At 50.3% G+C, this 6,114-nt stretch carries 3 protein-coding genes and 2 pseudogenes; 1 reads left to right on the top strand and 4 read right to left on the bottom strand.

Features of this window, described 5'->3' with window-relative positions:
- Nucleotides 1-157: 157 nt before the first annotated feature.
- The 4 genes and pseudogenes from HK24_RS05725 to HK24_RS05705 all read right to left on the bottom strand — a co-directional run bounded on the left by HK24_RS05725 (nucleotide 158) and on the right by HK24_RS05705 (nucleotide 5,754).
- Nucleotides 158-1,324 carry a polysaccharide biosynthesis/export family protein gene (locus tag HK24_RS05725; RefSeq protein ID WP_233126130.1) on the bottom strand — a complete coding sequence of 389 codons (1,167 nt, stop codon included), beginning with the start codon at nucleotides 1,322-1,324 and terminating at the stop codon, nucleotides 158-160.
- A gap of 72 nt (nucleotides 1,325-1,396) precedes the next feature.
- Nucleotides 1,397-2,716 (bottom strand): glycosyltransferase family 1 protein, encoded by a 1,320-nt coding sequence (locus HK24_RS05720; protein WP_086633673.1) that lies wholly within the window; start codon nucleotides 2,714-2,716, stop codon nucleotides 1,397-1,399.
- A 231-nt stretch (nucleotides 2,717-2,947) separates the two neighbouring features.
- Nucleotides 2,948-3,832, bottom strand: a pseudogene (locus HK24_RS05715) (IS3 family transposase); the annotation flags it as partial.
- Nucleotides 3,833-4,251: 419 nt separating this feature from the next.
- Nucleotides 4,252-5,754 carry a glycosyltransferase 61 family protein gene (locus HK24_RS05705; RefSeq protein WP_086633672.1) on the bottom strand — a complete coding sequence of 501 codons (1,503 nt, stop codon included), beginning with the start codon at nucleotides 5,752-5,754 and terminating at the stop codon, nucleotides 4,252-4,254.
- Between the two features lie 199 nt (nucleotides 5,755-5,953).
- Between HK24_RS05705 and HK24_RS13420 the strand changes: the two are divergent.
- Nucleotides 5,954-6,114 (top strand): annotated as a pseudogene (locus HK24_RS13420) (IS5/IS1182 family transposase); the annotation flags it as partial.

Genomic DNA, 6,114 nt, shown 5'->3' with positions numbered 1-6,114 from the left:
GCCCATAAAACCCGTCCTCTTTCAGGTCGGATTATAGCTTAGACACCTGTCCAAAAAATGGGGTCCACCTCTCCCCCAGTAAATGCGACAGTTTCTTTACAGCCTCAGGGTATGAACCAGATTAAAGTGGAACCGCTTTAGCGCCTCGTGGCAGTAATCAGTGCGCCAGATAGGCCGCTGTGATCATCGGGCTGATAAGCGTACTGATTAGCTGATCAAATTTATAGAACTTGTTGGTTTTCGCGTTGGCGATCACCAGAACGTCTTTGGTTTTCATAGGAATGCTTTGCGCTAGGAAGTAGCTGCTTGGGTTCATCATATCCAGCTGATAGACCACTGGAATGCCTCTTGCTGTTGGCGGCGTATCTAGCCCAAGCTGTTTGGCCGCGACCGGATCTTCAAAGCGAAATAGAAAGGCAGCGTTGGGGTCCGCGCGATTGTCGTTAGGGCCACCAACACGCGCCAACGCTTCAGCCAACGACACATGGGGTGACTTGAACGGTGTTTCGGCGGCCTGCATGCCCGCAGCACCAAACACGGTATAGCTACGGGGTTGATAGATAACGTGAATTCTGTCTCCGGGGCGCGCGTGAATATCTTGCTGAGGGAACGATTCCAGCGTTCCAAGGTCCGTAGCGCCGACCTTTTCTCCGCGAACCAGTTCAACGTGCGAATCTTCGGGCGGATAGATGGCGCCGCCGGCAATGGCTACAACGTCAGACAAGTGCTCCTGGGCCGTGCTCAGGACCACTCGGCCTGGTTTGTGTACTTCGCCCGAGACTATGACAGTGTTTGCAATGTCGCTTGAAATCCGAACCATAACTTCTGGATTCTGGGACTTGCCGGCAAGGCTGTTGCGGATATTTTGGGCAAGTGCCTGAGGGGTCAACCCGGCTGCGCGCAGTCGTCCGACGTAAGGTATGGATATGGTTCCATCTGCTTCAACCTGCGTAGGCGGCAGGTTTTGGTTTGTCACATTTGCCGCCGGTCCGGTAGAGAGGCCAGTGGCGCTTGCGGCTCCAGCGGCGCCACTAGACGGTGCGAATAAACCGCTGCCCAGCTCGAAAACTGTAATCGTTAATATATCGCCCGCACCAATCCGGTCATTGGTTGAAGAGATGGTTGCAGCATTATCGATACTGGATATCAATGGAGGAATTTCGGCCGACAGCACTCTCGCCAGCTTAGGATTCACAGGCAGTATGTGGAACCCAAGAGGGTTAAGTTGCTTGGTCTGCGCAGCCTTTAGAACTATGCGCTCTGTCGGGCCACTGTCTGGCAGCGTATTGCATGCGCTAAGCGCCAGAAGTCCAACGCCAGCCAAGCAAGCACTCAGAAACCGCCCGGGATCGCGGCACTGACAGGCATGAGAAGTTAAACGAAAGCACATTAAGATTTATATCTCTCTTGTGGTAGATAGAATGGCGGCGTACATCGCGGCAAGACGCTGTTGGTAGGATATCATGTTAAATTTTTCGGACTGACGATATCCTGCTGCAATTAATTTCTTGCAAAGGGTATCATCATGGTCCAGTCGCCGGATACCGTCAGCGATGGCTTCGGTATTATATGCTTCTGTCTTGAGGGCGGCATCTCCTCCGATCTCAGGAAGCGATCCTTCGTCGGAAATCAGTGTTGGGACCCCGCATAGCATTGCCTCAAGCACAGGGAGACCAAATCCCTCGCTCAATGATGGGAATAAAAGCGCACGCGCATGTCGCAATAGGGCGAACAGAGTGTGTTCTGGCAAATAATCAATCTTGATAATTCTGCCTGTAGTAATTCCCCGTTCAAGATATCTAAGTTCTTTTTCTGATTTCCATGCCATTGCACCCACGATGACCAGCTTACGGCTACTACCTGAAGCCAGAAAGGCCTCAATGATACGCCCGATGTTCTTTTTTGGCTCAAGCGAACCAAAAAATAGGAAAAATTCCTGAGATCCCAATCCAAACTCGGCTTTGATTTCAACGCGACATTCGTCTTCTGATCGCTTGTAGGCAGGTTTATTTGTATCACACGACTGATAAGTATTATGGAGCCTAGAAGCCGTGGCCGGAAAAAATGAGAGGATGTCTCGGCGCGACGCTTCTGAAACTGTACAGATTCCATCTGCGCGGTTAGCTATTTTTCTTAAAAGTCGAAAATAATAAGATTTGTCATCAAGTGTCGTGTGTGGAAGCCGAAGTGGCACGATATCATGAAGCGTGTAGATATTTTTTGCTCCCACGATCTCAATAGGCATCGGATAGGTCCAATGCATGATATCAGGGGTCGACTTCATGCGGACGGAAGTAAATTTTCCAGTCTGGCGGAAGTGCCGTGCGGCGCGATTAAAGAGGTTGTCGGCGTTAAAAAGCCGATCAAAAGAAGGAATGTGGGCCGCCAGTGACCGCGTATCAATGCGGTTTGATATACGTATTTCTACAGGTGATGGTGCGATCAGATCCGCCTTGCGTTCTCTCAACCAGCGTTTGGACAGAAATTTTATTGGTCTTGCATCTTGAGGGGCGCCGAGGCGATCGAAAAACCGTACTTCCCGCAAATCCTGATTAGATCGATTTGGTATTTGCATCCCGTAAATAACGTTAACCGCATGCCCCATACTAGACAACGTCTGACATAGTGTTCGGGCATAGGTCGCAACACCAGTGCCTCTTTCTAGGCTGAGGTTAAATCCGTCGATCCCAATGTGCAGTTTATTGTTATTAAGCAAGAATGTGCGACCTTGTTCAAGAGCAGTTTAGCATGTACCCGCGACCTTAGTGTGTTCCAAGATTTTGTAAAATAGTGACATCCGCTGAGAATATGTGTCGAAATTAAACTTGGACGTCCTTTTTAAGCCAGCACAGCTTAGACTATGTTGACAAAAGATTGAATCCAAAACAGAGGAGGATCCCTCCGTTTGGACAGTTTTTCGAGCCTGATAAGCTATAACCGGTCGTTGTTATGCTGCCCTTCTGACGGCGTTGCTGTTGGCCACTGGGTTCGGCGCGTCATAATACGCCTCGTCGGGCGTTCGTCCAGCCAATGTCGAATGCGGCCGCTTCCCGTTGTAATGCGCGATCTATGAAGTGAGCCCGGCCCGCAGTTTCGAACCGGTCTCAAAAGCATGCAGGTAGACGCATTCGTATTTCAGCAATCGCCATAGGCGCTCGATGAAGACGTTGTCCAGCCAACGTCCGCGCCCGTCCATGTTGATGCGGATCTCGCGTGCTTTTAGCACCTCCGGGAACCGGGGCGTCGTGAATTGCGAGCCCTGATCCGTGTTGAAGATCTCCGGCGCGTCATAGCGGATCAGGGCTTCCTGCAGCGCCTCAATGCAGAACTAGGCATCCATCGTGTTCGACAGGCGCCAGGACAGTATCTTGCGCGTCGACCAGTCCATGATCGCCACGAGGTAGAAGAAGCCCTTGTGCATCGGGATATAGGTGATATCCGGACCCCAGACCTGATTGGGCCGATCGATGACCAGATCCCTCAGCAGATAGGGATATTTCCGATGCACCGGATGCGGCACGGTCGTGCGTGGTTTCTGGTAGATCGCCCGCAAGCCCATTCGCGCCATGAGCCGGCGAGCCCGCTTGCGGCCGACATCGTAGCCGAGACGACGAAGATGCCAGGTCATTTGACGGGATCCATAACACGGCGTCTCCAGGAACTGCGCGTCGATCAGCAGCATCAGTTCGAGTTTCACCTCGCTCTCGGGCACAGGCCGGTAGTAGACGCCCGATCGGTTGAGTCGCAGCAACGTGCATTGCCGCACGACTGAAAGCCGAGGCCGTTTCAGGTCGATCATTTCTCGTCTCTGATCATGCCCAACCGAACAGAGATGGGATGGTTGCCGTCCTCCCCCGACGGCATCGCGATGTGCCAATGTGGTGCTTGTGCACAGCCACGAAAAAGAGAGGACGGCAGATGAAGAATACGATGATCGGCGTTGACCTCTCAAAAAACGTTTTCCAGATCCATGCAGCTTCGATGACGGGCGAATTGCTCTTCAGCAAGAAGATGCGTCGTCCTCAATTCCTTTAATTCATGGCGAGCCAGCCGGCCGGCGCTCGTGGTGATGGAAGCGTGTGGCAGCGCCCATTATTGGGCACGAGAGTTGGTAAACGCAGGACATGAGGTAAAGCTGGAGGGATCGAAGAACCGTTGGTTGATGCGCTTGGCTCGCGATTTAAGGCTTTTGGCGATTTCATTGAACATGTATTTTACCGCAGGAAGTAATTTTCCGGTAGATCTCAACTCCTACCGCCCGAGATCCTCTGACAAGCCAAATTCATCCTCGACGCCGAACGCCTCTATGCTTCGAACATCAACAGCGCTGCCGTTATAAATTGAAACAGAAACCCTGCTTCCAAACCTTGGACAGGGGAACGCGAGTCTGAAGCACCTGTCCTCTCCCTTGTCCTCGCGACTAGATTCCTCAGTCTGTCGAGATGACATGTTCTGCATAAAGCCCTCGTCGGCGGTTTGGATGATTGGCGAGGCGACAAACTTTATCTCAGGATGCTCTTTGGAATATGCCACAAACAGGCGAATTTCTGTAATAAACACAGGAAAATGGAGGTCAATAATTATGCCGTCGTCTGCGTCTGCTGCTAATTCGTAAGGTTGCGCGCTTTGGAGGGAACTCGTAACCAAAACTCCAAGAGCATCGACTGAAGGAATCCGCGGCATTTTTGTGTATATCTGTCGTACGCTACCTGACTTTTTTCTATTTTTGTGGTCACTATGTAAATGGTCAACTATCCTACATATCCCCTCCTCCAAATTTTCTATCGAAGATAATTTGGATGCAGAGCCAAATCCGGAAGGCGGTTGACAATTTGACATAAAATCAGAAGCGTTTATATATATGCCACGGTTCATACAAGAATTATCGACTAGATACTGACTTTCTTGTGCATCTGTATTTGAATGAAGTGAGACAATATTCTTTTCTGTTGTAAATGCTGCACCATGTAGGGCGCTTCCTCTAAAGGATACATAAGTTGGATGCCTTTGCCAGAACCTCACCTGTTCGTCCAATGTCAAGTTTTCAGGAGAGACGATGACAAAACCCCGTTTCTCAAGACGATAACATAGCTCATCTTCCCCGATTAGAGTGCGTACTCCACTGGTTAGACGGTGCTTCGTTAGATAGGCTGGGCTCAAAGATGTTTTGTTTTCAGGCGACCCGCAGATCTTTCCGCTGGCAAAAGCCATGAAACGTCCCCACTCGCGATGGCATAGACCGCTCTCGATAAATGCTGGGTCTGGGACAGAAATTTCGGAAAAAACGCATGGGCGTTTAATATTTAAAAAATTCCTGGATGTTATTCCGACTGATTCCATAAAATACTTTAATGGTCCATCTTTTTCAAAAAAGTCATCATTGCAAGTACCAACAAATATAAAGTCACTATCTGGTTCTTTTCTTTTAATCCACATTCTCGATGTTGAGGAGAGTAGGAAATGTCCAAAATGGGGGTGGATATGGCCAATCCACACATATTTTTTCTCGTCAAATCTACGCAATGAAAGCGGGTTAAGCGCAATGGTACGCGGTGAAAGCTCAAGAATCTTATTCGTCCCATCTCTTCGCTCTCCCCTCAGATAGCCTGAGGCGGTAATGAAGTTCCGTTGGGCATCGTAAAGTTGCCAGCCATCAACGATGACCTCGTTATGAACCCGAACCTGAGGCGGGTAATTTAGGCAGCGCACGCCGCCGGACACAGTGCTTGACATCCAGAGCTTGGGTGCAGTCATACTCGGCGGGCCTTTCTTGGTGCGCTTAAGTTAGCAGTCTACGAAAACGTGCCAAGAAAGGAGAATCAACTCAATGTCCTTTTAGATATTCCTCTAGCTGATCCGCAGAAGCCTTCACATGGAGGGTTCGAAGAACCGTCTGGTTTTGAGGCTTTCTATGTGATTCCCTTTCTTCGGTTTTCGTTGAGGGAATGGCGCTATGAAACAGCTTGGTTTCTTTGATGTTGAAGAGCGGCTTGCCCGGTTGATCGGGCTTGGCGATCAGCTGGAGGCCTTTTCCCGGACAGTGGATTTTGAGGTGTTCCGTCCTGATCTGGAGAAGGCTCTGGCCTATTCGGACGGAAGCAAAGGCGGGCGCCC

The sequence above is a fragment of the Gluconobacter sp. DsW_058 genome (genome assembly GCF_002153615.1).
Lineage (GTDB): Bacteria > Pseudomonadota > Alphaproteobacteria > Acetobacterales > Acetobacteraceae > Gluconobacter > Gluconobacter cerinus.
The sequence above is the reverse complement of the archived record's forward strand: the minus strand, read 5'-3'. Positions and strand labels throughout refer to the sequence as shown.